The sequence below is a fragment of the Cognataquiflexum rubidum genome (assembly GCF_022538115.1).
GTDB classification, from domain to species: domain Bacteria; phylum Bacteroidota; class Bacteroidia; order Cytophagales; family Cyclobacteriaceae; genus Cognataquiflexum; species Cognataquiflexum rubidum.
Genome location: NZ_JAKZAL010000001.1, coordinates 209,095 through 232,675, shown reverse-complemented (window position 1 = coordinate 232,675; position 23,581 = coordinate 209,095). Strand labels below are relative to the sequence as shown.

Below are 23,581 nucleotides of genomic sequence, written 5' to 3'. Positions count from 1 at the left end.
ACTCTTAAACCTTAACATTATGACATTGATCCAATCGATTCATGCAAGACAAATTTTAGATTCTAGGGGTAACCCTACAGTCGAAGTGGATGTTTACACCGAAAATGGGGCCTTTGGAAGGGCTGCTGTCCCTAGTGGAGCCTCTACCGGAATCAGTGAGGCTGTGGAACTCCGTGATGGCGATAAATCGAAATATCTTGGAAAAGGTGTTTTAAAAGCAGTTTCCAATGTAAATGATATCATTGCTCCTGAGTTGGTGGGAATGGACGTTTTCGAGCAAAATCTGATTGATGAAATCATGATTGGTCTTGACGGAACTCCAAACAAAGGTAAACTTGGTGCAAATGCAATTCTTGGTGTGTCTTTGGCAGTTGCCAAAGCAGCGGCCATGGAATCCGGCCAACCACTTTACAGATACGTCGGTGGAGTTAATGCCAATACACTTCCTGTCCCAATGTTGAACATCATTAATGGAGGATCACATTCTGATGCTCCTATTGCTTTCCAGGAATTTATGGTAAGACCTGTTGGTGCTTCAAGTTTTTCGGAAGCCATCAGGATGGGTGCTGAAATTTTTCATCACTTGAAAAAAATCCTTCACGATAAAGGACTCAGCACTGCTGTAGGAGATGAAGGTGGTTTTGCTCCTAATTTCTCTGGAGGAACAGAGGAGGCTTTGGCTTGTGTATTGGATGCGATCAAAAATGCAGGCTACAAAGCCGGTGATGATGTCACCATAGCGCTTGATTGTGCTGCTACAGAATTTTACAAAGACGGAAAATACGACTATACTAAATTTGAAGGTCCAAACGGAAAAATTAGATCCAGAGAAGAACAAGTTGAGTATTTGGCTGAATTGACTCAAAAATATCCAATCGATTCTATAGAAGATGGTTTTTCTGAGGATGATTGGGCTGGTTGGGCAATGCTAACTGCTAAAATCGGAGACAAAGTCCAATTGGTCGGTGATGATGTATTCGTAACCAATGTTAAATTCCTTGAAAGAGGTATCAAAGAAAAATCCGCCAACTCTATCTTGGTGAAGGTTAACCAAATCGGAACCTTGACAGAAACTTTGAAGGCTGTTGCAATGGCTCACAAAGCAGGATTTACTGCTGTAATGTCTCATAGATCGGGCGAAACTGAAGATTCGACAATTGCTGACCTAGCAGTAGCGACCAACTGTGGACAGATCAAAACCGGTTCAGCTTCCAGATCTGACAGGATGGCAAAATACAACCAATTGCTAAGAATTGAAGAACAGTTGGGAGAATCAGCTATTTTCCCTAGTAAGAAAAAGTAATCAGTCCATAGACCACGATCGACAGGCCATAGCCACTACTATGGGTTTTCAATCGAAGAATTTTTTGTCTGTGGCAAGCGTAAATACGTAAATAGTAATTACGTAAATCAAATGAATAAAAAAAGCAGCTGAGAAGCTGCTTTTTTTATGTCCTTTCCAGACTTATCAATCTCATTTCTATACTTGGAATGTCTTCAATAAATAGTAATATCTGCGTTTCTGAAAATGCAATAACTTCATATTTGATGAGCCTATTTGAACTCCCAATATTTTCAGTTATTTCAATAATTATTTTACCATTTTTCAAGTAAGGCTCATTCCATTCTAATTTTTTGAGAGGTCGGTTGATAGGATTGTCTAAATGTGAGAATTTGTTGCGGTTATATTTACGTTCAAGCTTGAATGAAAAATTGTTGGCGTTCAAAACATTCTTTAAATCTTCAATATTCAATTTTGGTGATCTGTATATGATTGCAGAGTAAGCCGTTGTTTTTGAAAATATATTATTTTCTTGGGTTTCATGGAGAAACAAAATGTGACTTCCTCCCCTCATAGAGGTTTCTGTTTTCAGTTTTCTTAGCGCCCTGTTGTTAACACTGTTGATTGCAGAAATAATTGTTACACCTTTTGCTTTGGCGAATATTGTACCGATTTTTTCAAAATCTTCGCTTAATTCAGATTCTGTAATGGTTTCTATTTCATTGGGGTTAGTATAATTTTCAAGTTTCCAATATCGATCAACTTGAGCCATGGATATAAAGCAAACCAAACTCAGTGTAAATAATAGGGATAATTTTTCCATAAGTAATTTTTTTAAATATAATTAAAACTTAGTTCTAAAACGAATAGAAATGTTTTGAGTTTCTAAAAATCTTACTATCTCTTATGAATTGGCCTTAATTTGTTATCACCCGTATTCTGATATGTTGATAGAGGTAGTTTTAAAAAATGGTCTGAATAACTTTGAGCAAAATGTCGATTCAAGTAGGTCATAAAAGATTATTCATAAAAAAATTGTAATATGATCTTCATTGTGTGAAATTGAATCAAGTAAAGTAAATTCAAATGAAATGATTTAACTTTAAATTTATTTGATTTGGCTATATTTAGACTATGGAATCTTTGGATAAATATATTTCAATTAACCCTGATATTCGATTTGGGAAACCTTGTATAGTAAATACAAGGATCGCCGTTATCGATATTTTGGAATGGTTGGCCTCAGGAATGACATATGAAGAAATCTTGGAGGATTTCCCTAGCTTAACAAGAGAGCATATATTGGCCGCCTTAAATTTTGCAGCAAAAAGGGAAGGGATTACAAAAATTTCAATTCAATAAATTTGAAACTTCTTGTAGACGATAACCTTTCATGGCGTTTAGCGAAAGCTCTTGAAAATTTTTTTCCTGGATCTAAGCACGTCCGAGTTATACCGGAGCTTGTTTGGCCGGCCAAAGATCAAGAAATATGGGATTATGCCATACGTAATCATTTTATTATTTTGACAAATGATGATGACTTTTACAAGTTGGCTATCTTAAGAAAAAAGACTCCGAAAGTTATAATATTTAGAAAGGGTAATACCAGTACTGCTAATTTATTTAAGCTTTTGGTCCAGAAAATTCCTGAAATAGAGAGTTTTGTTGAAAATGAAGATTATTCAATATTTGAAATTAGATAGTAAAATCACCCAATCAAGTTTCCTTCATCATCCCAAACCGCCACCGTTGCCCTTTCTTCGGGTTTTAAATAAAGCGGAATGTATTTTTCCTCATAGGCAAATCCATGCTTTTTCATAACTTCTTCAGGGACACCATCCCAGACATTCGGTTTATTTCCGACATATCCCAAATAGTTGAATCCAATTTCAGAGGTAAAATATCCGGTAGAAGTAAGATTCCTAAGCATATTAAAGAACTTGACGCCTCCTTCCATCTCAGGTTTTGCTTTCTCCGGCCAAGCGATCAGTTCAATGATTTCCATTCTTTCAGATTCAGAAAGTTCCAGGAATTTTTTACCATAATTGTCATCGCTGTAGTGATCAAGCCACATGAGTCCACCGCGCATCTGTGTTTGATAGGCAATATAATCTTTCATCATAAATTCAATGAAATCCGGAACTCCGGCATCGGTGGCACTTCCAGAATCTTCACCTGCAGGCATGATGATATTGACCAAAACATCCAGTTTCTTTCTTTCTTCTTCGGTAAAGAATGTTTCGGAAAGTAGCTTTTGGTCTCTGATGTTTTCCGCTTCGATCCTGCCACCCATTGTCCCGCCTGAGATTTGCGGGCTCAAATCAGCTGCCTTATCCTCCGGCTTGCAATTGGTCAAAAGGAATCCGGATGCCAAAGACCCGGCAAAAAGGAGTTTGAGATTGTCTCTTCTGTTCATAGCTCCTGAATTATATGTTTTTCTTTTTCAATTCACTGATGATAAAATCTGAAGTTCTCCAAGACAAGGCCAAAATCGTCCAAGTTGGGTTTTTGTCAGCTTGGGAAACAAATGGTCCTGCATCCACCACAAACAGGTTTTTGCAGTCATGGGCTTGGCTATTGCTGTTTAAAGCAGACGTTGCGGGATTATTCCCCATTCTCGTTGTACCTACCTCGTGGATGATCCTTCCCGGACCGGCTAAGCCATACATGGTATCGGCTCCGGGTTTCTCTCCCAATAGAACCGCACCGGAATTGGTGAGGATTTCCTCAAAGGTATCCTGCATGTGTTTGGCCTGCTTGATTTCTTGGTCTGACCATTTGTAATGGAATCGCAGCACAGGTATGCCGAATTTGTCAACCACATTTGGGTCGATTTCACAATAATTGGTTTCCCTAGGAATACTTTCACCCCTTCCCGACATACCCACCATAGAACCATAGGACCTACGGATATCTTTTTTCAAGCCTTCCCCATATCCGCCGTTTGGACTTGGATTGCCAAATTCATCCTTCACATATTTCCTCATCGTATCCATCGAAAAACCTATGCCATAAGACGGCATGGACATTCCTCCCCAATATTCTATATGGTAGCCCCGTGCAAAATCAAGATTTTTATTGTCCAGCCACCAAGGTGTGTAGACGTGCATACCTCCGACTCCATCCTCGTTGTACCTTTCTCTATCGATAAGATCGGGAAGAATCCCCATTCTGTCTGCACCTGTCGAGTCATGTAGGTATTTTCCTACCACCCCACTGCTGTTACCGATTCCGTTTGGATGTGTTTTGGACTTCGAGTTCAGCATAATCCTGGATGATTCGCAGGCAGATGCGCCTAGAACAACCACTCTTGATTTGAGCTTGTATTCTTTCATGTCCACTTTACTGATGTAGGATACCCCTGTAGCTTTCCCGGAATCATCGGTTGTCACAGCCCTCACCATGGCATTGGTGTATAATTCCACTTTGCCTTTTTTCATGGCAGGCTTGATCAAAACCGAACCTGAAGAAAAATCCGCATATGCCTGACATGCCCTGTTGCATTGGTTACAGAAAAAGCAAACACCTCTTTCATTGTTAATCGGTCGGGTAAGCATCGAAAGCCGTCCGGGAATTACCGGCATATTTGCTTTTTTGGCTCCTTTCATGATAAACATCTCGTGTAGCCTAGGCTTTGGAGGTGGAAGGAAAAATCCATCCGGTTCGTTGTAAATCCCTTCTTTGGAGCCAAAAACTCCGATCAGTTTATCTACTTTATCATAATATGGCTTGACGTCATCATAGCCAATCGGCCAATCATCACCCATGCCATCAATACTGCTTCTTTTGAAATCATTGGGTCCAAAACGGAGAGAAATCCTGCCCCAGTGGTTGGTCCTACCACCCACCATTCTAGACCTGAACCAATCGAATTGGCTTCCTTTTACATGGGTATAAGGTTCTCCCTCGATGTCCCAACCGCCAATCGCCTGGTCAAAATCTCCAAAGGGCCTGATCCTTGTTCCACTGCCTCTTCTCGGAGATTCCCAAGGTGGTCTCAATTGGGTCCTATCTTCCCCTTTTGCCGGGTCAAAATCTCCTCCTGCTTCCAGAACAGCTACTGATAGACCTGCTTCAGAAAGAATTTTGGAAGCCATACCGCCACCGGCACCGGAACCTACGATAATCACATCATAAGCTTCTCCGGATGATTTGATTTCAAAACTCATGTTTTATAAAATTTTTATGTTTGTCTTACAAGTTAAATAAAAAAATCTAAAATTTACAAACCTCCAATTTGGATAAATATAGAAACTCAAGGTTTTCTGAATACAAATTTTGAGTATCTATTTCAAAATCTAGGTTTCTCTATTTTTTCCTGTTGTAAGCCAAAGTGGTGAGATGGGTAATTAAGGAAGTGATCGTTTCAAATTTGCGTATATCTGTACTTTCGCTTAAATAAAAACCAATTTGACTGCCTTCTGTTTTGATTGTTATGGAAATGATTTCGGGCCCGATATCATTTTTTCTCAAAGCGAGCTTCACCCACTTCACCATATCTTCAGGACCATCTATGTGGGGATATGGAAATTCTGCCGAATCCCGCACTTTGCCATCAGATTTGTCAAAATGGAGTCGATCATTGGGAAGCAAGAGATCGATTTTTCCTTGAAGAATCAGGTCTTCCGGACTTCCACAGACCAAAGGCAAGCCGCATTGCATCAGCCAAAATTCATCTGCTGTATCAATGGCAATATCGAGATCATGGGTTACTACGAGCACGGCTTTGTTTTCGTTCTTTGCAATATCCCGCAGGAGGTGCATGATCTCAAACCTGTTGATGAGGTCTAAATGCGCTGTTGGTTCGTCCAAAATCAAAATTTCCCCATCTTGTGCCAAAGCCCTTGCAATCATGACTTTCTGCAATTGCCCATCACTGAGCTCATTCATTGACCTTTCCTCAATATAATTGATGTGTGTTGATTGGATAGCCTTGTCAATTTTTTGCTGATCTTCCACAGATAAATTCCCCAACCAACCTGTGTGTGGGATTCTTCCCAAAGACACAACTTGCTTTACGGTAAGATTTGCACTGTTGATTTTTTCGGTGAGAACTGCTGCTATTTTTTTGGATAAATCCTTAATTGAAATGGAATTGGTAGGTTTTGTGTCCAAATAGACCTGATTTTTCAAAGCAGGAATCTGTCCCATGATTGTCTTGATCAAGGTAGATTTACCAACACCATTTGGGCCAAGCAGACAGGTGAGTTTTCCTTTTTCTAAAGAAAAGGAAATATGGTCTGCAATGACATTGGATCTGCTGCCTTTTTTATAACCTAATGAAAGGTCGGTTGCCTGCAATATGGAATTTTGAATTGACAAGGTTAATTATGTTAGTTACGTTTTTTCAAATCTCAAATCTCTCATCTATTTAAAACTCCTTACTGAAATTCCTCCTCAGAATCAACCAGATGACCATAGGCGCTCCTACCAAAGAAGTGACTGCATTGATTGGTAAAGTCTGTGCACTGCCGGGTAACTGACTGATCGTATCACATGCCAAAAGTACTGCAGCGCCGATCAAAGCAGAAGCCGGAAAAAGAATCCGGTGATCACCTGTTTTAAAAACAAGCCTCGCCATATGTGGAACGGCAATGCCGATAAAGGCGATAGGTCCACAGAATGCCGTCACTGATCCCGCCAAAATCCCCGTGCTGACTATCATCGCCCAACGCAACCGGTGGACATTGACTCCCATACTTTCCGCATAAGCTTCCCCAAGCAACATGGCATTGAAAGATTTGAGATTGACCAAAAGCGGAAGCAAACCTAATAAAACTGCAACAAGGAAGGCAACAAGCTGATCAGGTTGGGTACTTCCAAGACTTCCCATAGACCAAATGGTAAACATCTTCAGTTGGTCAGCCCCGGAAAAGTACGACAAAACCGAAATCAAGGCCGAAACAGCAGAGCCAAACATCAAGCCCACGATCAGCAAAGTCATGCTGTCTTTTACTTTCCAAGCGGTGAGACTCATCAGCAAAAGGACCAGAATAGATCCTAAAGTGGCAGAAAACACAACAGCCCAAATCCCAAAACCACCTGAATATATGGACCAACCAAAAGCCGATCCTGCCATAATCAACAATGCTACGCCCAACCCGGCCCCAGAACTGACACCCAATACATATGGGCCAGCCAGGGGATTTCTGAAAAATGTCTGCATCTGAAGCCCGCTCAGAGATAGCCCGATTCCGGCCAAGATTGCCGTAAATGCTTTTGGAATTCGGTATCCAATAACAATTGTCTCCCATGAGCTTTTTGAAAATTCTCCCCCGACAAATCTCCCCATCACTTCCTGAATAGGAATCAAAACTGACCCGCTCGCCAGATTCATCGCGAAAAGCAGCAGGCAAATCAAAATGCCTATCAGAAAAAGGAAACACGTGGGTTTATTTCTCATCCAGTTTGGTGTAAAAATAAAGGGAATATTCCGGCAAAAGGTCCGGGTATAAGATTTTGATCAAATCCCGAAGTATCAAATCGGGCCTCAAATATCCAAGCTCAAAGTATTCCAACCCACCGGTTACCCCCTTTTTTTGGGTGTAAGTATAGACATTACCCTGTTTGAAGGCATCGAAATGTTTATACCTAGGATCTGCATTTTCCATTTCTTCCAAAGTTTTGAAATCAGCCGCTCCCAACCAAAAGTCTGATTGATGAGCATTTTCCAACACATACTCATAACTCAACTGTGCGCTTCCTGTTCCTTTTTGGTCTTTGAAAAGGTAATCACCACCTGCCACTTCCAGCAATCTTGCTCCCCAAGAGTCTGCTCCGGGCACATACCAGATGTCTTTATACATGACTCCTGCCATTACTTTTGGTTTGCTTTCCGGTAACTCCTTTACCAAATCCGAAGCTTGATTATAATCCGATTCGATTTGCGAAAATATGGTTTTGGCTTCTTTGGATTTCCCCAATAATACTCCTGTAATTTTGATCCATTCTGCCCTTCCCAAAGGATGCTGCTCTACATATTCCCCATTTAGTATTGCAGGAATCTTAGCTGATTTGAGAATTTCAAGGTTCTTGAGGTCTTCTCCCAATGTTGAAATCATCACCCAGTCGGGATCGAGTTCGATGATCTTCTCAATATTCGCCTGCGCCCCAGAACCAAGGTCTGTCACTTTTCCGGCATCAATCAATTTTCTTGTCTGTGGGGATGAAATCAAATCCAGGTTAGGAAATCCCATCAACAGGTCCGAAACCCCCAAATAGTCCAGATGAGGAACCTGTGTCGTGGAGGTCAGCACCACCTTCGATATTGGCAGCGAAATAACGGCATCAAACCCAGTCTCATCCAATTTCAAATCTGGAATTTCTTTGACCAAATAATGAAAAGGAGGATGTTTATCCGGAAATGCCTGTCGGACCTCAACCACTTTAAATCCTTCCCCCTGAAAAACAGCAAAGCCCGTTGCATATGAATTTGGGATTTCGATCAAGTCAAGTTCTTTGATTTCTTTTGGAGATTGACAGGAAAAAAGGATAAAAAAAATGAAGAAGATGAAATAGGGGGCAGTATAAAAAGAGTGAAGTAGGGAGATTTTCATCTTGCAAGTGTCAACAAATGTTTTCCAAATATAACACCCGAAGCCAAAGTCTATTTTCTATTATGGTATTTGAACAAAAAATAATACCCCAGATAGACGCTCAAAAAATTTCTTTGGCTATGTTTGTGACAGAATTATGGTTCCCGAACCTACATCAGGCTCTCGGGATGAAAAGGGAATTCGGTGAAATACCGAAGCTGTCCCCGCAACTGTAACCCCATCCCGATCAACCCGGGATAGTGATTTACCCACCTCCATTGCCATTGTGCGCTGCGGCGTGCGAGAAGGCCGGTAAATCCAGGGAAGCCAGGAGACCTGCCATTTTTCATCATATTCAAAGCTTTCGGGTGAAAGGCTGAGGAAAAGGCAGTTTGTTTATCACAAAAATGATTAGGATGAAAGGGACTATCCGTTGATAGCTTTCTAATGTTGGATTTTGAATTTTTTTCATTCAGAATTCTTCATTCTTAATTGTTTTTATAAAACATCCAGTTTTCTTCTCAATCATTTTCCACAAAAGGCTTTGGATTAAATAGGTGCTGATCTTCATTTAATTCAAAAGATTTTGATATTCTTGGTTGTATTTATGTTTCAGACAATTCTTAATCAGGAGGTTAATCCTGTAAAGGAAAGTAAGATTTCTCTTGAAACAGAAATAACAAGTCAAGACACGGTCGCTTTATCCCCGGTGGAGGTTTTTTCTCCTTCTCTCGACAAATACGCTTTTGGAAGTACCATTCAAAACATTTCCGAAAAAGACCTTGAAATCTTCCAAGGTTTGCCTTTGTCGGATTTTCTCCAACAAAGAACCGGATTGTTTCTTCGTCAATATGGATCGGGAATGCTATCCTCCCTTACCATGCGCGGGACATCCGCCGGACACAACGCTGTCTTTTGGAACGGACTTCCCATCAACAGCCCTTCGCTTGGGCAGTCGGATTTTTCGATTTTGCCGGTAGGTGGTTTTGACAATGCTTCTATCCATTTTGGAAGTGGAGGAGCACTTTATGGCACGGATGCCATCGGCGGGGCAGTCCATTTGACCAATAAACTTAAATTTGACGAAGATCATCAGGTTAGGATTGGGTCGGTATTTGGGAGTTTTGGGAGATGGAACCAACAAGTAGAATATTCCTTTTCGGATAATAAATTCTCTGCAAGAACCAGAATCTACCGCAATTTTTCTGAAAATGATTTCCTCTTCCGAAACATTACCAAAATGGGTACTCCCATCGAAAGACAAAGCCACGGCCGACTAGACCAGACAGGGGCAATGCAGGACTTGGCTTGGAGCATCAACCCCAAAAATCTCATCAGCACGTCTGTGTGGTGGAATGAAACCAATCGTGAAATTCAACCGCTGATGGGTTCCAATACCATTGATTTTCAATCAGACCGAAACCTGAGATTGGTTTTGGATTATTTCCATTTTGGGAAAAATAAAGTCTGGAATCTAAAAAGTGGCTTGGTCAGGGACGATCAATTATTCAATAATTCATTCAATCAGACCATCCAATATTTTCTTGCAGGAGACTTGGATTGGGAGATCAGCAATAAATGGAATTCAAAATCCGGTCTTAGGATAACAGAAATCCAGGGGAATTTGAGCACTTATCAGGCAAAAGAATCCAGGGTAGAATTGTATCAATCCATCAATTTTCGGCCTTCAGAAAGATTGGGCTTTTCTGTCAATCTCAGGCAATTGGTTTTTGAGGGAAACTTGGCCCCATTTACACCAAGTGTCGGAGGGGAATGGGAAATATGGAGAAATGAGTCACACCAAATACATTTCACTTCCAATTTGGCTAGAAGTTTCAAAGTTCCGACATTGAATGACCGTTTTTGGGTTCCGGGCGGCAATCCTGAATTGCAATCCGAAAAGAGCTGGAGTGGGGAATCAGGCATAAATCACCTTTTCAAAAAAGGGAATTTTGAACTTTCCCAAAAAATTACGGTATACAGAATGAAGGTAGACAATTGGATCATTTGGCTTCCCAAAGGGAATGTCTGGACCCCCGAAAATATCCGTGAAGTTCATAATTCAGGTTTGGAATATGGATTGGAAGCAACACAAAAAGCCGGAGAATGGGATCTCCATATGAAAGTTAATTATGCCATGACCCGTGCCATCAACCAAACGGATATTTCAGAAAATGACCGTAGCAAAGGAAATCAACTCCCCTATACCCCTTTGCATAAATTCCAGTCAATAATTATGGTTGGGAAAGGGACATTCAGTACATTTCTAAATTACCAGTTGGTAGGAGAGCGGTTTTCAGGAACAGATGGCTCTGGGAGATTAGACCCATACCAGCTTTGGGACTTGGGAGGGAATTACAATTGGTCAATCCGAAATCTGAATGGAATCCTAGGTTTTCAAATCAACAACTTATTCAACACCGACTATCAAGTCATGCCATTGCGTGCGATGCCGGGGAGAAATTTTCAACTCAATTTAAATGTAAGAATATGAAAAATTTACGCTTGCTCCTGCCACTGATCTGGCTTACATTTTTTGTCGCTTCCTGTAACGATGATACTAAAGGTCCTTCAGATATCCCTGTTGGTGAATTTGAAAAAGGAGTTCTGATCATGAATGAAGGTGCTTTTGGTGTCAATGATGGAGAGGTTTTTCATTATGATCCATCTACCGGGGTGATCAAAGAAGATATTTTTAGGACCAAAAACAGCAGGCCTTTTGGGGGATTGATTGAGGATATGGTCGAAGCTGAGGGGAGAATGTACCTTGTCGCCAATACAGGGAAGGTGGAAATTGTAAATCCAAAGGACTTTAGTCTTCTTGGAGGCATAAGTTTAGGATTGAATATTACCAGGTCTTTGGTTTCTGTCAACCAAAAGCTATTCATCAGCGATTGGGGTCCATATGATGCCGGGTTCAACAATCCTGATTCGTATGTAGCCGTGGTAAATGACCTTAATGGAGGGCCAATCGCTAAAAAGATAGCTGTTTCAAGCCGTCCTGAAGGAATGATTGTGGTGGGGAATTTTATTTATGTAGCCTGTACTGCGGCCAAAAAATATGATGTGATTTCTATTGCTTCAGAAACGTTGGCGGCTAGTGTTGCTGTGGAGGGAAATCCGACGCAGTTTTTGGAGATCGAAGGAAGGTTATTTCTTTATGCCCAGGATGAAAACAATGCGATTTTTCACGAAATCAATCCAGGAAATTATGCTCTTGTTAGGACTGTTAAAATCCCTTTGGCCAACCCAACTCCAATAGTCACCTTGGGAGAGGGGAGTGAATTGTTTATAGTGACGTCTACCGGTTTTCCGGATTATACTGATGCAGTGGCAAAAGTATCCGTCAATACCGGACAAGTCATCAATGGGTCTTTTTTTACGGGTTCAGGGCTATACGGGATCGGATTCAAGATTGAAGGGAAGGAGATTTATGTAGCGGAGAACAATGGTTTCCAAGGAAAAGGCTCAGTTTCCATTCTCAGCACGACAGGTCAAAAAGTCAGAACTTTGAGTGTAGGGAAAGGCCCCTCAGGATTTATTTTTAAGTGATCAAAGGGGAGATTTTGGACCGATAGACTCATTTTGATAGAAAAAAATAGAGTGAAATCTTAAAGTTTCACTCTATTTTTTTCTATTTAGCCCCCGCAAGCAGATACAATACTGCCATCCTGATCGCGACTCCATTTTCAACTTGCTGAAGGATGATAGAATGTTCGCCATCTGCAGCGTCCGAATTCAGTTCCACTCCTCTGTTGATAGGACCCGGGTGCATGACCACGATTTTTTTATCAAGTCGGTCAAGCATCTTTTTGTTGATGCCAAAATAAAGTGAATACTCTCTCAGGGAAGGGAAATATTTGATCTGTTGTCTTTCAAGTTGGATGCGGAGGACGTTTGCTACATCGCACCATTCAAGTGCCTTTTGGACATCATATTCCACTTTGACTCCGAGACTGTCGATGTGTTTTGGAAGTAAGGTAATCGGTCCGCAAACCATGACTTCGGCACCGAGTTTTTGCAGGCAGAAAATATTGGATAGTGCTACCCTTGAGTGGAGGATATCTCCGATGATGGCAACTTTTTTTCCTGCCACATCTCCAAGTTTTTCTCTGATTGAAAAAGCATCTAAAAGTGCTTGGGTAGGATGTTCATGTGTGCCATCTCCTGCGTTGACCACATTTGCTTGTATATTTTTGGAGAGAAAGTGCGGGGCACCCGGACTTGCATGTCTCATCACGACCATGTCCACTTTCATCGAAAGGATATTATTGACCGTGTCGATGAGGGTTTCTCCTTTTTTGACAGAACTGTTGGAAGAAGAAAAATTGATCACATCGGCAGAGAGCCTCTTTTCGGCTAGTTCAAAGGATAATCTGGTGCGGGTAGAATTTTCGAAAAATATGTTGGCAATGGTAATGTCTCTCAGTGAGGGTACTTTTTTGATCGGGCGGTTGAGGACTTCTTTGAAGTTGTCCGCAGTCTCAAAAATAAGTTGGATATCATCTGCGGTGATGTCTTTGATGCCTAATAAGTGTCTGGTGCTGAGTTGTGACATGTGTTTTTTATGCTTTTTCTGTTATCCAAATGGCATCTTTTTCAAAGCCTTTTTCCACCCACTCTACTGAGACATATTGGCTTTCAAGGGTATTGACTTTCACACCGCAATAATCCGGCATAATAGGATAATCTCTGGTATATTTTCGATCGATCAAGATCATCAGTTCCACTTTCTGTGGCCTGCCAAATGCTATCATGGCATCCAAAGCAGCCCTGACAGAGCGCCCCTTGTACAGGACATCGTCTATCAGCACAACTTTTTTACCCTCGATCAGAAAATCAATTTTGGTTTCGTTGGCTTTGAGAGGAAAATCTCTTCTTCTGAAATCATCCCGGTGAAATGTCGCATCCAAATATCCAAAAGGCACTTTTACCCCTGCGATTTCTTCCAACAACCTGACAATCTTATCCAAAACTATCGGTCCACGGGGCTGTAAGCCTAAAAGTACGGTATTGTCAAAAGTATCGTGGTTTTCAATCAACTGATGGCAGAACCGTTTGAGGATGATGGCGATCTGCTGTTGGTCCAGAACAAGTCTTTTTTGCATGGCTTTGCTTTGGGAGCAAATATAAAAAGTTTCAAGGTGTTTGGGTTGAAAAATTTGAAAATTGCGGAGGATGATTGTCCGCTTCTTTGCCAATTGCTAAAAATAAAGATTAAAGCTGCGGTCAATCTGACCATAGTCGACAGGCCATGGCCACTACAATTGTACTTCACTCCTAGTTTTAATTGGTTAGTGTAAAACCTATCACAAGTTGGGGATTTTTGAATTCCGAAGGATGGAGACTGCCCACTGAAAACTGCAAATGCTTACGGCAAAAACTGCAAATGCCAAATTATTCCTCCAAATCTCATTTCTCACCCAAGTCTTCCTCCTCAGGCACATACAGGTCTCCGTCTACTTTGATCCTTGTCAGGAAAAAAACCTCTTTGATCTCCTCCTTGTTTTCAGCATTCATAAACCGGATTTTCTGCTTGCCGGTCAACAAAAAATAATTGTCCATCCAATGGCTAAGGGAAAGACTGCCGTCCTGGGTTTCTCTCAACCTTTCATTTTCATCCATCAATTCAATTTCAAAAGATTGGTTTTGGAAAATCACCTCGCCATTTTTGATATAACTCATATACATCTGGTTGCCGTCCAAGTACATATAATGGATTTTTTCTCCATCAAAACTTACCTCACCATATTTGCTGGGTACACTGGTGGATTTATGGAGAAGGTCTAGGGCGCCGTCCCAAATAACTTCACCATCGCGATTCAAATAAAGGAAATAGGAGGATACAAACTCGTATTCACCTAGTTCCTGCCAGGATGTAGAGGTGCCATACCTTGAACCCGGAAAGCTGTTGGCGTACCGCCCATCTCCGTATCCCACCTGGTCCATCATCAGTCTGTTGGGACTGTACCGGTAAGATTCATTGGCATAAACCCCATCTCTTGGGGTATAGCGGGCATTGGTAGCCAAAAAATGGTCACTGTATACCAAATATCCCTGATTAAGTGTGATGACTTCCCTTGCAGAAAAAACAGGCTTGATCGAAGGGGTTTTTCCTTTCGCAAAATACTTTTCAAGTTCCTGAAGCTTTTTCTCCTTTTGTTTTTCTTTCATATAATTGAAAAAACTGGGAAAATTTTCCAACGTCAGGTATTTTATATTGTATTCTCCAAATTCATTCACATCTGCAAGGTAGATTCCCTGATAGGATTCTCTCTTTCGGTTTCCGAAAGTACCGATGATGGACTGTTGGTAATTTTGAATCGGAGTGAGGATGCCTTCTACGAGTTCGAGGTCTTGGTCTTTGAGTTTGTCGATGACCACTTCACGGATTTTATTTCCATTGTCATCAAAAGTCATCAGGGAAATCTGCTTCATTTTGTATTTATCCCTCCTGCTGACCAACAAATCCAAAACGCCAAATTCACTTTCTTTTTTCAGTTGGAGGATTTTGGTGTCTTTGAAATATATTCCCTGCACCGTGATGAGATTATTGTCTGCGATATCATAAATCTGAACGATTGGCCTCACGTCAACCGTCCCCATGAAAATCGCGCTTCTATTGAGAACAAAAAACTCCTGAAGTTCCATGGCATAGATATTTTCAAGAGGGATTTCTTTTGCGACCTCGCTTTTCAGGTCTATTTCTATGAGATACCTGTCAGAAGTCGCCACTGTACCTTTTTGCATCAGGATGTATAGGAATTCCCCCTCTAGGTCGTATCCTGTCAGCTCATATCCATCCTTCACTCTGATTTCTTTGAAACTATCCGATTGGAGATTGACATCAGTCAAAAAATATTGGAGACTTGATTTCAGTGTCAATCCTTTTTCAGGTTGAACGCGAAAGGCTATCAAGCCACCTTGTCTCGGAATGACAATGAAGTTTTTTTCCGTAAAAATGCTCGGAACCTCAAATCTGTCCACATACATCAGTTGTGAAAAGGCAGAAAATACCAATGTGACCGAAAGAAGAAGTATTAGAGCCGGTTTTTTCATGAACCTAGTTTGATGATATGGTCAAATTGTATTTTTTCTACCGGCATGGTCGAAAGTCTCGATTGCTTGACCAAATGCAAAGTAGACAATAAGTCATCCGATTTGATTTGATATAATGTTACGGGATTTTTCAATTTTTGATGTGGTTTTATTTTCACAGCCACCCAGCCTTTGTCCTCGCCTTCTTCCAGATCAGGAAATGCTTCTTCTGATACCTTGGCCACCCCGACAATTTCTTTGTTTTTGCCACTGTGGTAAAAGAGTACCAAATCACCGGTTTTCATTTCTTTCAAAAAATTGCGCGCCTGGTAGTTACGGATTCCGTCCCAAATATCTTCTCCTTTGGAGAAAAGGTCCTCCCATCCATATTCACTCGGTTCTGATTTGACTAGCCAGTAATTCATATTTGGGTTCAGTTTTACATGTGTCAAGTTAAGGCTTAACATTTTATTTTGAAACAATTATTGATGACATTTGTCTATCTCAGGAACAAACATTTTCAAGATTTTGGACCAAAAATCAATCCTTCGCCTTCTCAAACGCAGCATCCAACTGATGGAACTGCATGATGAAAACTCTTTTAAGATCAGAAACTACCAATCTGCGCTCAACAACATTGACAGGAATGACATTTCAGTCATCAATAAGTCTGTAGAGCAATTGCAGGCTGAAGCAGGTATGGGCAAAAGTATCGCTGAATTTGTTTTTTCTCTTGCGACCACCGGAATGCATCCCTATTTGGAGGAGCTTTTGGCAAAAACACCTTCAGGGATTTTGGAAATTTTGGAGATCAAAGGCCTTGGCCCAAAAAAAGTGAAAGCACTTTGGGAAGACCTGAACATCACCTCTACCCACGAATTGCTTGAAGCCTGTCAATCCGGTCAGGTGGCAAAGGCAAAAGGATTTGGAGAAAAAACGCAGGAAAGCATCCTTGCTTCACTTGAGTTTAGGGAAGCCAATCAAGGGAAATGGCTTTATGCCGACATAGAAGGGATAATGGCTGATTTTGGTAACATAATCGGAGGACTTACCGGGGTTAAGGGAGTTGTGACAGTGGGGGAATTTGCCCGGAAAGCGGAAATAATTGAAAGGGTAGAATGGCTTGTCGCCACCGAGGACCACGCCGATACGGTTGCCAGGTTTTCCGGTTTGGATAATCTTGAACATAATAAAAAATCCTCCAGTCCTTTTAAATGGACGGGAAAAATGACCGAGCCTGAAATCAATTTGCTCATTCATTTTGCGAAGCCATCGCACTTTGTGGAAGAAAAAATAGTGAGGACAGGTGCTAAATCCCACTTGTTGTATCCCATAGAGGGAGAAAAAACAATGATAGAATTACTTCGGGAAAATACCCCGATTGCTTCCGAGTCAGCATTTTTCGAAAAAGCAGGATTACCATGGATTCCCGAAGAACTGCGGGAAGGATATCTGGAATTCGATCTGGCCAAGGCCGGGAAAATTCCCCAATTGCTTGAGGACAAAGACCTGAAAGGGATTTTGCACAACCACTCTACTTACAGCGACGGCAAGCATACTTTGAGACAGATGGCCGAATATTGTAAGGAATTGGGTTTTGAATATCTGGGAATCTCTGACCACAGCCGCACGGCCTTCTATGCGGGAGGTTTGGAAATCGAAAAAGTGCAGAAGCAACAGCAAGAGATCGATCAGTTGAACAAGGAGTTGGCGCCCTTCCGGATCTTCAAAGGAATTGAGAGTGATATCCTCACAGATGGGAGTTTGGATTATCCTGAGGAAGTGTTGGCGAGCTTTGATTTCATTGTTTCTTCCATCCACTCCAACTTGGGAATGGACAGAAAAAAAGCCACAGCAAGATTGCTCAATGCAATTATGAATCCTTACACCACCATTTTGGGACATCCTACGGGAAGGTTATTGTTGCGAAGAGAAGGCTACCCCATCGACCACAAAGCCATCATCGATGCCTGTGCAATCCACAATGTCGCCATCGAAATCAATGCCAATCCTTGGAGATTGGACTTGGATTGGAGATGGGTCAACTATGCCATGGACAAAGGGGTGAAGCTAGCCATCAACCCCGATGCCCACGAAATGGAAGGCTATGCAGATATGAAGTACGGTGTGATCGCGGGAAGAAAAGGCGGATTGACCAAAGACATGACCTTCAATGCCATGTCAGCCGATGAAATCGGGAAATATTTTCAAGACAGAAAAAGTAAAATCAAATAAAAGATAAGAAGGATGAAGTGGTTTGATAAGGATGAGAACCTGCTGTTGCAGCGTTCTTTCATTTTTGGGGTAGCAGGCATTGTGATTTGTTTGGTGCCGCTTTTCAATGGGTACTTTCAATTTTTGAATGCCCCGATGGGACCGCTCAGCGGAGTAGGCTTGTTGTTGCAGTTTTTTGGGTTGAGTATCGCCATCATGGTATTGCGAAAAAGGAAAATATCAGAACAGTCCAAGGACAAAGCCAAAAAAATGATTTTGGTTCTTGGAGTGGCTTTGGTGTTTTTTATAATGGTGATATAGTGGTTTCACAGTCCATAGTCGACAGTCCACGGCAGTTCGTTCATAATCAATCCAAGACTTATTGTATTGAAGATTTTGATAAATAAATATCAGGTTGTTTAGGTAAGAAGTTGAATTGTGAAAAGCTTTTCCAAAGTTTGTACAAGACCAATGGAATCTGAAAACATCCATTCCGAACTTTGGAAAAGTTTACACTCAAAACAAGGTTTCATAGTATATCAAGATACCGTAAATCAATGAAAACTTTGAATTCCATATTTTTTTCAATGATATTAATGATGCTGGGTTTTTCATGTAACCAAAAAGAATTCTCCTGGCAGGAAGGCGATATCCTGTTTCAAGACGGGGATTGTGGGGATTTCTGTGAAGCCATCCGGAAAGTAACTGAGGGATATCAGGGCATTGAGTTTTCGCACAATGGCTTGCTGATACAGGAAAATGGCGGGTGGTTTGTACTTGAGGCGATCGGAAAAGGAGTTAGCAAAACACCCTTGCAGGAATTCCTCAACAGGCACCTCGATGAAAATGGAAAGCCAAAAGTGATGGTAGGACGTTTAAAATCCGAATTCCAACATTTGATTCCGGAAGCTATTTCAGAAGCTAAAAAGCATCTTGGAAAACCCTATGATTCGGCTTTTGATTTTGACAATGAGGCGTACTACTGTTCTGAATTGATTCACTTTGCCTTCAAAGCCGCAAATGGAGGTTCGAATCTTTTCCAACCCAAACCCATGACCTACAATGATCCTGACACAGGTGAATTATTTCCGATTTGGGAAACCTATTTTCTGGAATTGGGGATTCCAGTTCCCGAAGGAAAATCTGGTTTGAATCCGGGGGGAATGTCTTTGGAACCTATTTTGGAGATGATGGAAATTCCTGATATTGATCAGATTTGATTTTAAGTTAAGCTTCAAATAACTGGGTATTTTCTTTAAGGTGTGCTTTAAAATGATTCCCGAGTTTATTTTGATTCCTATGAGCAATAAAAAATGGGATAAATGGTCTGAGGCAATTACCCTATCCCTTCACCATTATATTTATATCGCCTTCAAGTTACGTGAAAAAAGAAAGTGAGTAAGTTTTAGGAATGAATAAAAAGTTAATAATCCATTTTTAATATTTTTTCTCGAAGCGCAAAGCTGACTCCAATTAATTCCTTAAATCAAGATCAGTATTTTTTTCAAATTCTCATCAAAAGAATCCAGAGTCTACTTTAGGAATACCACTTTCTATTTGATGGTTCTACACTTTCATTTTTAAAGAGACCTTTATTTCGAAAATTATAAACATCTAATCTCAATCGAAATGAAAACCAAAATCAAACTTATGATAGGTGCATTTTTTTGCAGCCTTCATGTCTCATTTTGTCAAGACATTTTACAAAAAACTGACAATACCACAATCGCTTGCAAAGTGGTCGAAGTATCCGAGACTAAAATCTTCTACAAATCCTGGGATTACTTAAATGGTCCCAATCGAAGTATTGAAAAGAATCAGGTAGTCAAAATTATTTATGAAGATGGAAATATTGAATTTATGCAAAGTCAACAAGTCCAATTAATTCCTAATGGCTCAACAGTAATTCCCTCAACTACCCCAAACAATCAAACAACAAGTAATTCCTATTCTCCCAAAGTAGATCCGAAAAATGAAAATAAAGAAAAAATACCAGAATTAGCATATCAGCCGAACCGTATTGCCTATGGTTTCAATTCAGCCGGATATAGTTCTTTAGGATATGACTTTGAATTTAGAGTAATCGATTATTTGAATTTCGGGTTAGGGGCTTGGACTCATATACCATCCAAAGATATCGACTACACATTCTCATCCTTAAGACTTTACCTTTCAGGCTATTTACCTGTAAATAAAGTTTTGGGAAACGATAAAAAGATTAATCGTGGCTTTTTCCCATTTTTTCAACCAGGATACGATATGGTGGTGCAATTTCCTGAAGACGGTGGAATCTATTACTCCGGAGGTTTCATATGGAAAATCGGAACTGACTATAATTTTGGTGATAAGTTTGGAATAACCTACTCCTACTCGAATGGAAATATGAATAATATAGGAATTAGTTTTAGTTGGTGATAACCATCTTCAAACGCGATTTCCTCAATTAAATCAAATAAATAACCTAAATAAATTTTAACCTTAATTAAACTTTCAAATTATGAAAAAGTCAATTATTTCCTGCCTAATGCTTTCAGTTTTGTTCATTGGATGTATTCCAGAACCCGAACCAGAAACTGACCAACTCGTGGGTCAAGATGGAGACCCTAGGTTCAATCTTCAATTCTCAAATCACAATGAAGTTGATCTTGACATCTATGTTCAAACTCCTGATGGAAGTATAATTTCTTGGCTAAATCCCTTTTCAAACAATGGCCAATTAGATGTAGACTGCCTCTGTGGTGATTGTGCAAACGGGGGGAATGAAAATATCTTCTGGTATGCCGGAAGTGCACCATCTGGAACCTACAGATACTGGGTTGAATATTATGAATCATGTAGTGGAAGCCCTGCAAGCTCTGACTTTACACTTAGGGTGGTTAAAAACAATCAAATAATAAAAACCCAACAAGGTAGATTGTCAGGTGGAAAATCTCAAGTATGGACCCATGTACAAGATTAAAATAAATTTACATAAGTAAATACAGAATAATAAAAGTCTTTTGAATATTTCAAAAGACTTTTATTTTGTTTTTAAAATTGGATTGAAATATGAAATTACTTTAATATATTAGGATTTGTGTTCATTATCATCAGAAATAAGCTTTTTATTATTTTGCATAAATTCTTGATGGGATATACCTAATATATTTGGAGAAAATGACTGAAGTACAAATAACTGTTTTGGTAGGTTTATTACCTGTAATTATAGCTTTTTCATTTATCATATTTGTTGTTTATAGATCTAAGCGAGAATCAGAATTTAAGAGAAAAGAAACTGAATTAAAGCTTGATAAGGCAGAGGGAGAGCTTATTGCACTTAAAGCACAAATAAATCCTCATTTTATTTTTAATAGTCTAAATTCTATTCACCATTTTATTTTGAATCAGGAAACTTCACAGGCAAGTAATTTTTTAATTAAATTTTCGAAACTGATTAGGTATGTTCTTGAGAGTAGTTCTAAAAAATGGGTCAGTCTTGAAGAAGAAATTGAATCAAATAGAACATACTTGGAATTAGAGCAATTGAGAAGAAAAAATGATTTTTCGTTCTTTATTAATTGGAAAGATTCACAGAAACTTGATTCAATCTTTATCCCCCCGATGTTGATTCAGCCATTTTTGGAAAATGCAATATGGCATGGCATAAATGAAAATGGGGAAATAAAATTGGAAATAGCAAAGACTAATAAAAGCCATTTAGAAATTCAAATATCTGATAATGGAGATGGTACATCAAGTAAATCTTCTTCAGACCTAAGCAAATTTGTAAAAAAAAGTAGCATGGGGCTCCATTTGATGGAGGGTCGGTTTGCCCAGTTAAATACTCTTCCAGGAGTCGAAGCTTCCTTCACTATAAATAAAAACAACGGAACCCATGTTAATCTTGTCATACCCTTTGAAGAAGAATAAAAGCCATGAAAGATTTCTTTAATGTATTGATTGTGGAGGATGAACTATCGGATCAAACTACAATGGTCCAATTGCTCGCTCCTTACCAAAATCTGAAACTATGTGGTCTGGCAAGCAACATCGAGCAAGCTGCTTTAATTTCAAATAAAATGGAAATCGATTTGGTTTTCTCCGATGTGATGCTTCCTCCATTTACGTCTTTTGACTGGTTATCAAAATTATCAGAAATTCCATTTGAGATAATATTTACAACTTCATTTGAAGAATTTGCAGTTAAAGCATTTAAGCTAGCGGCCATTGATTATCTTCTAAAACCCATAGATCCTACGGATTTAGAGAAAGCCATTAACCGGTTTTTATCAAAAAAGGAAAGCAAAAATGAAAAGGTAGATTTATTATTGAAGAATTTGAGTGTTCAAAAAGAACAGGTTAAGATTGCATTACCGACGCTTCATGGATATATTTTTATAAAAATATCTGATATCATCCGATGTGAGTCGGATAACACTTATACCACTTTTTTCACCATTGACAAAAGAAAAATTCTAGTCTCTAAAACGCTCAAGGATGTCGAAGAAATGTTGGAGGATTATCGGTTTTTCCGGGTTCATAATTCACATCTCATAAATACCGATTACTTACTTGAATATTATAAAGGGGAAGGTGGACAAGTTAAGTTAAGTGATGGGTCGGTGGTGGATGTGTCAAGACGAAAAAAAGATGAATTCATGAGATATATTAAAAACAAGTAATCATTAAAGAATTTGACCGAATTCTTGGTGAAATCTACCGAATTCTAATTTTAATTAGAACAATTGGACCAGAATTTCGAATTTCATAAAAATAAATATTTAATAAGATGGGAAAATCTAAGAGAAAAGCACTTAAGTCGGGTCCAATAGAAATGCAGGTTGCGCAACAGTATTTTGAAGGATTTAAAGACGCAAAATATAATGAACTTTTCAATGGGATCTTAGGAGGTGTATATGCCGCTGCTAAATTTAAGGAATGGGCTAATGATCCGAATTTTGTAGGAATAATGTTTTGGTATTCTTTTGAAAATGAAACAAAAAAATATTTATTAGCCGCCGAGAAAAAAATAACTCCCTTTGATTACGAGGAAGACATAATAGAAAGTTATAAACCTGAAGACTCAGAAATAATATTATCAAACAATATTATAACTGAATTTGGGCCCTTGAAATGGATTCCATTTCAAAATGAAGAAGAATTTAAGGTTGATGTCATAAAGCCAAACTTTCCTGATAAAATTGAAAATTCCGCTAAAATCGAAATATTACAGAAAGATTTTTTAGGTTTTAATAAAGGTAAAAATATATCTAAAGTAAGTTTTGCATTTATGTGCAAAGCTGATAGTGACGAAAATGGTAAATCTTATTTGATAGATTTTTTAACCGATCCCAAATTAGTTTATATATCTTATCATTTTGGATATAGCTCGGCATTAGATCCCCATGGGCTACGATTGGTTCTGATGGGACGTGATCATGACGGAAGAATAATTGAAAATGGACAAGGGAAATTCAAGTATAGAATGGAGAATGAATCAAAGCCTCCAAGAAAACCACCTACACAATAAGTA

The 23,581-nt window shown here is 39.6% G+C and carries 23 protein-coding genes and 1 riboswitch; of the genes, 13 read left to right on the top strand and 10 right to left on the bottom strand.

The window, feature by feature from the left end; genetic code table 11:
* Positions 1 to 19: 19 nt before the first annotated feature.
* Complete coding sequence (gene eno, locus MMU05_RS00970; protein WP_241139815.1) at positions 20 to 1,303, top strand: phosphopyruvate hydratase; 1,284 nt, start codon at positions 20 to 22, stop codon at positions 1,301 to 1,303.
* 145 nt (positions 1,304 to 1,448) lie between these two features.
* Here the strand turns inward: eno and MMU05_RS00965 are convergent, their stop codons facing one another.
* The gene (locus MMU05_RS00965; RefSeq protein WP_241139814.1) at positions 1,449 to 2,105 is read right to left on the bottom strand and encodes a hypothetical protein; all 657 of its coding nucleotides are present in this window, start codon (positions 2,103 to 2,105) and stop codon (positions 1,449 to 1,451) included.
* Positions 2,106 to 2,416: 311 nt separating this feature from the next.
* On the opposite strand from MMU05_RS00965, the gene MMU05_RS00960 reads away from it, so the two are divergent.
* Positions 2,417 to 2,644, top strand: a complete 228-nt coding sequence (locus MMU05_RS00960; protein WP_241139813.1) for a DUF433 domain-containing protein — start codon at positions 2,417 to 2,419, stop codon at positions 2,642 to 2,644.
* A 2-nt stretch (positions 2,645 to 2,646) separates the two neighbouring features.
* Positions 2,647 to 2,985, top strand: a complete 339-nt coding sequence (locus MMU05_RS00955; protein WP_241139812.1) for a DUF5615 family PIN-like protein — start codon at positions 2,647 to 2,649, stop codon at positions 2,983 to 2,985.
* Positions 2,986 to 2,990: 5 nt separating this feature from the next.
* On the opposite strand, the gene MMU05_RS00950 is transcribed toward MMU05_RS00955, so the two are convergent.
* From MMU05_RS00950 to MMU05_RS00930, 5 genes are all read right to left on the bottom strand, one after another.
* Positions 2,991 to 3,698 (bottom strand): gluconate 2-dehydrogenase subunit 3 family protein, encoded by a 708-nt coding sequence (locus MMU05_RS00950; protein ID WP_241139811.1) that lies wholly within the window; start codon positions 3,696 to 3,698, stop codon positions 2,991 to 2,993.
* 10 nt (positions 3,699 to 3,708) lie between these two features.
* Positions 3,709 to 5,451, bottom strand: coding sequence for a GMC oxidoreductase (locus MMU05_RS00945; RefSeq protein ID WP_241139810.1), 1,743 nt, complete (start codon positions 5,449 to 5,451; stop codon positions 3,709 to 3,711).
* Between the two features lie 139 nt (positions 5,452 to 5,590).
* Complete coding sequence (locus MMU05_RS00940) at positions 5,591 to 6,604, bottom strand: ABC transporter ATP-binding protein (RefSeq protein WP_241139809.1); 1,014 nt, start codon at positions 6,602 to 6,604, stop codon at positions 5,591 to 5,593.
* A 49-nt stretch (positions 6,605 to 6,653) separates the two neighbouring features.
* Positions 6,654 to 7,685 (bottom strand): iron ABC transporter permease, encoded by a 1,032-nt coding sequence (locus tag MMU05_RS00935; RefSeq protein ID WP_241139808.1) that lies wholly within the window; start codon positions 7,683 to 7,685, stop codon positions 6,654 to 6,656.
* Complete coding sequence (locus MMU05_RS00930) at positions 7,675 to 8,838, bottom strand: ABC transporter substrate-binding protein (protein WP_241139807.1); 1,164 nt, start codon at positions 8,836 to 8,838, stop codon at positions 7,675 to 7,677. Before MMU05_RS00930 ends, MMU05_RS00935 begins: the two co-directional genes overlap by 11 nt.
* A gap of 120 nt (positions 8,839 to 8,958) precedes the next feature.
* Positions 8,959 to 9,175: riboswitch (cobalamin riboswitch) on the top strand.
* Positions 9,176 to 9,424: 249 nt separating this feature from the next.
* Between MMU05_RS00930 and MMU05_RS00925 the strand changes: the two genes are divergently transcribed.
* Entirely contained in the window at positions 9,425 to 11,311 is a 1,887-nt protein-coding gene (locus MMU05_RS00925; protein ID WP_241139806.1) for a TonB-dependent receptor, read from the top strand.
* Positions 11,308 to 12,369 (top strand): YncE family protein, encoded by a 1,062-nt coding sequence (locus MMU05_RS00920; RefSeq protein ID WP_241139805.1) that lies wholly within the window; start codon positions 11,308 to 11,310, stop codon positions 12,367 to 12,369. Before MMU05_RS00925 ends, MMU05_RS00920 begins: the two co-directional genes overlap by 4 nt.
* An 82-nt stretch (positions 12,370 to 12,451) precedes the next feature.
* Here the strand turns inward: MMU05_RS00920 and MMU05_RS00915 are convergent, their stop codons facing one another.
* The 4 genes from MMU05_RS00915 to MMU05_RS00900 form a co-directional block, all read right to left on the bottom strand.
* A complete protein-coding gene (locus MMU05_RS00915) occupies positions 12,452 to 13,375 on the bottom strand; it encodes an aspartate carbamoyltransferase catalytic subunit (RefSeq protein ID WP_241139804.1) in 924 nt (307 codons plus the stop codon).
* Between the two features lie 7 nt (positions 13,376 to 13,382).
* On the bottom strand, positions 13,383 to 13,925 hold the full coding sequence (gene pyrR / locus MMU05_RS00910; RefSeq protein ID WP_241139803.1) for a bifunctional pyr operon transcriptional regulator/uracil phosphoribosyltransferase PyrR: 543 nt from the start codon (positions 13,923 to 13,925) through the stop codon (positions 13,383 to 13,385).
* A gap of 304 nt (positions 13,926 to 14,229) precedes the next feature.
* Positions 14,230 to 15,876, bottom strand: coding sequence for a transcriptional regulator (locus MMU05_RS00905; protein WP_241139802.1), 1,647 nt, complete (start codon positions 15,874 to 15,876; stop codon positions 14,230 to 14,232).
* Positions 15,873 to 16,280: an EVE domain-containing protein gene (locus MMU05_RS00900; protein WP_241139801.1), complete on the bottom strand. Its 408-nt coding sequence runs from the start codon at positions 16,278 to 16,280 to the stop codon at positions 15,873 to 15,875. Before MMU05_RS00900 ends, MMU05_RS00905 begins: the two co-directional genes overlap by 4 nt.
* A 103-nt stretch (positions 16,281 to 16,383) precedes the next feature.
* On the opposite strand from MMU05_RS00900, the gene MMU05_RS00895 reads away from it, so the two are divergent.
* From MMU05_RS00895 to MMU05_RS00860, 8 genes are all read left to right on the top strand, one after another.
* Positions 16,384 to 18,090, top strand: a complete 1,707-nt coding sequence (locus tag MMU05_RS00895; protein WP_336246819.1) for a PHP domain-containing protein — start codon at positions 16,384 to 16,386, stop codon at positions 18,088 to 18,090.
* Between the two features lie 12 nt (positions 18,091 to 18,102).
* The gene (locus MMU05_RS00890; protein WP_241139800.1) at positions 18,103 to 18,390 is read left to right on the top strand and encodes a hypothetical protein; all 288 of its coding nucleotides are present in this window, start codon (positions 18,103 to 18,105) and stop codon (positions 18,388 to 18,390) included.
* A 236-nt stretch (positions 18,391 to 18,626) separates the two neighbouring features.
* Complete coding sequence (locus MMU05_RS00885; RefSeq protein WP_241139799.1) at positions 18,627 to 19,289, top strand: YiiX/YebB-like N1pC/P60 family cysteine hydrolase; 663 nt, start codon at positions 18,627 to 18,629, stop codon at positions 19,287 to 19,289.
* Between the two features lie 409 nt (positions 19,290 to 19,698).
* On the top strand, positions 19,699 to 20,484 hold the full coding sequence (locus tag MMU05_RS00880; RefSeq protein WP_241139798.1) for a pepsin/retropepsin-like aspartic protease family protein: 786 nt from the start codon (positions 19,699 to 19,701) through the stop codon (positions 20,482 to 20,484).
* A gap of 82 nt (positions 20,485 to 20,566) precedes the next feature.
* Positions 20,567 to 21,028 carry a hypothetical protein gene (locus MMU05_RS00875; protein WP_241139797.1) on the top strand — a complete coding sequence of 154 codons (462 nt, stop codon included), beginning with the start codon at positions 20,567 to 20,569 and terminating at the stop codon, positions 21,026 to 21,028.
* Positions 21,029 to 21,225: 197 nt separating this feature from the next.
* Positions 21,226 to 21,978: a sensor histidine kinase gene (locus MMU05_RS00870; RefSeq protein WP_241139796.1), complete on the top strand. Its 753-nt coding sequence runs from the start codon at positions 21,226 to 21,228 to the stop codon at positions 21,976 to 21,978.
* A 5-nt stretch (positions 21,979 to 21,983) separates the two neighbouring features.
* Positions 21,984 to 22,730: a LytR/AlgR family response regulator transcription factor gene (locus MMU05_RS00865; protein ID WP_241139795.1), complete on the top strand. Its 747-nt coding sequence runs from the start codon at positions 21,984 to 21,986 to the stop codon at positions 22,728 to 22,730.
* A gap of 107 nt (positions 22,731 to 22,837) precedes the next feature.
* Entirely contained in the window at positions 22,838 to 23,578 is a 741-nt protein-coding gene (locus MMU05_RS00860; protein WP_241139794.1) for a hypothetical protein, read from the top strand.
* Positions 23,579 to 23,581 lie beyond the last annotated feature (3 nt).

Coding starts and splice junctions, on each gene's coding strand:
- MMU05_RS00920 (WP_241139805.1), top strand. CDS start 11,308: ATGAAAAATTTACGCTTGCTCCTGCCACTGATCTGGCTTACATTTTTT.
- pyrR (WP_241139803.1), bottom strand. CDS start 13,925: ATGCAAAAAAGACTTGTTCTGGACCAACAGCAGATCGCCATCATCCTC.
- MMU05_RS00880 (WP_241139798.1), top strand. CDS start 19,699: ATGAAAACCAAAATCAAACTTATGATAGGTGCATTTTTTTGCAGCCTT.
- MMU05_RS00925 (WP_241139806.1), top strand. CDS start 9,425: ATGTTTCAGACAATTCTTAATCAGGAGGTTAATCCTGTAAAGGAAAGT.
- MMU05_RS00885 (WP_241139799.1), top strand. CDS start 18,627: ATGAAAACTTTGAATTCCATATTTTTTTCAATGATATTAATGATGCTG.
- eno (WP_241139815.1), top strand. CDS start 20: ATGACATTGATCCAATCGATTCATGCAAGACAAATTTTAGATTCTAGG.
- MMU05_RS00930 (WP_241139807.1), bottom strand. CDS start 8,838: ATGAAAATCTCCCTACTTCACTCTTTTTATACTGCCCCCTATTTCATC.
- MMU05_RS00945 (WP_241139810.1), bottom strand. CDS start 5,451: ATGAGTTTTGAAATCAAATCATCCGGAGAAGCTTATGATGTGATTATC.
- MMU05_RS00960 (WP_241139813.1), top strand. CDS start 2,417: ATGGAATCTTTGGATAAATATATTTCAATTAACCCTGATATTCGATTT.
- MMU05_RS00875 (WP_241139797.1), top strand. CDS start 20,567: ATGAAAAAGTCAATTATTTCCTGCCTAATGCTTTCAGTTTTGTTCATT.
- MMU05_RS00870 (WP_241139796.1), top strand. CDS start 21,226: ATGACTGAAGTACAAATAACTGTTTTGGTAGGTTTATTACCTGTAATT.
- MMU05_RS00860 (WP_241139794.1), top strand. CDS start 22,838: ATGGGAAAATCTAAGAGAAAAGCACTTAAGTCGGGTCCAATAGAAATG.
- MMU05_RS00935 (WP_241139808.1), bottom strand. CDS start 7,685: ATGAGAAATAAACCCACGTGTTTCCTTTTTCTGATAGGCATTTTGATT.
- MMU05_RS00905 (WP_241139802.1), bottom strand. CDS start 15,876: ATGAAAAAACCGGCTCTAATACTTCTTCTTTCGGTCACATTGGTATTT.
- MMU05_RS00950 (WP_241139811.1), bottom strand. CDS start 3,698: ATGAACAGAAGAGACAATCTCAAACTCCTTTTTGCCGGGTCTTTGGCA.
- MMU05_RS00900 (WP_241139801.1), bottom strand. CDS start 16,280: ATGAATTACTGGCTAGTCAAATCAGAACCGAGTGAATATGGATGGGAG.
- MMU05_RS00965 (WP_241139814.1), bottom strand. CDS start 2,105: ATGGAAAAATTATCCCTATTATTTACACTGAGTTTGGTTTGCTTTATA.
- MMU05_RS00865 (WP_241139795.1), top strand. CDS start 21,984: ATGAAAGATTTCTTTAATGTATTGATTGTGGAGGATGAACTATCGGAT.
- MMU05_RS00915 (WP_241139804.1), bottom strand. CDS start 13,375: ATGTCACAACTCAGCACCAGACACTTATTAGGCATCAAAGACATCACC.
- MMU05_RS00890 (WP_241139800.1), top strand. CDS start 18,103: ATGAAGTGGTTTGATAAGGATGAGAACCTGCTGTTGCAGCGTTCTTTC.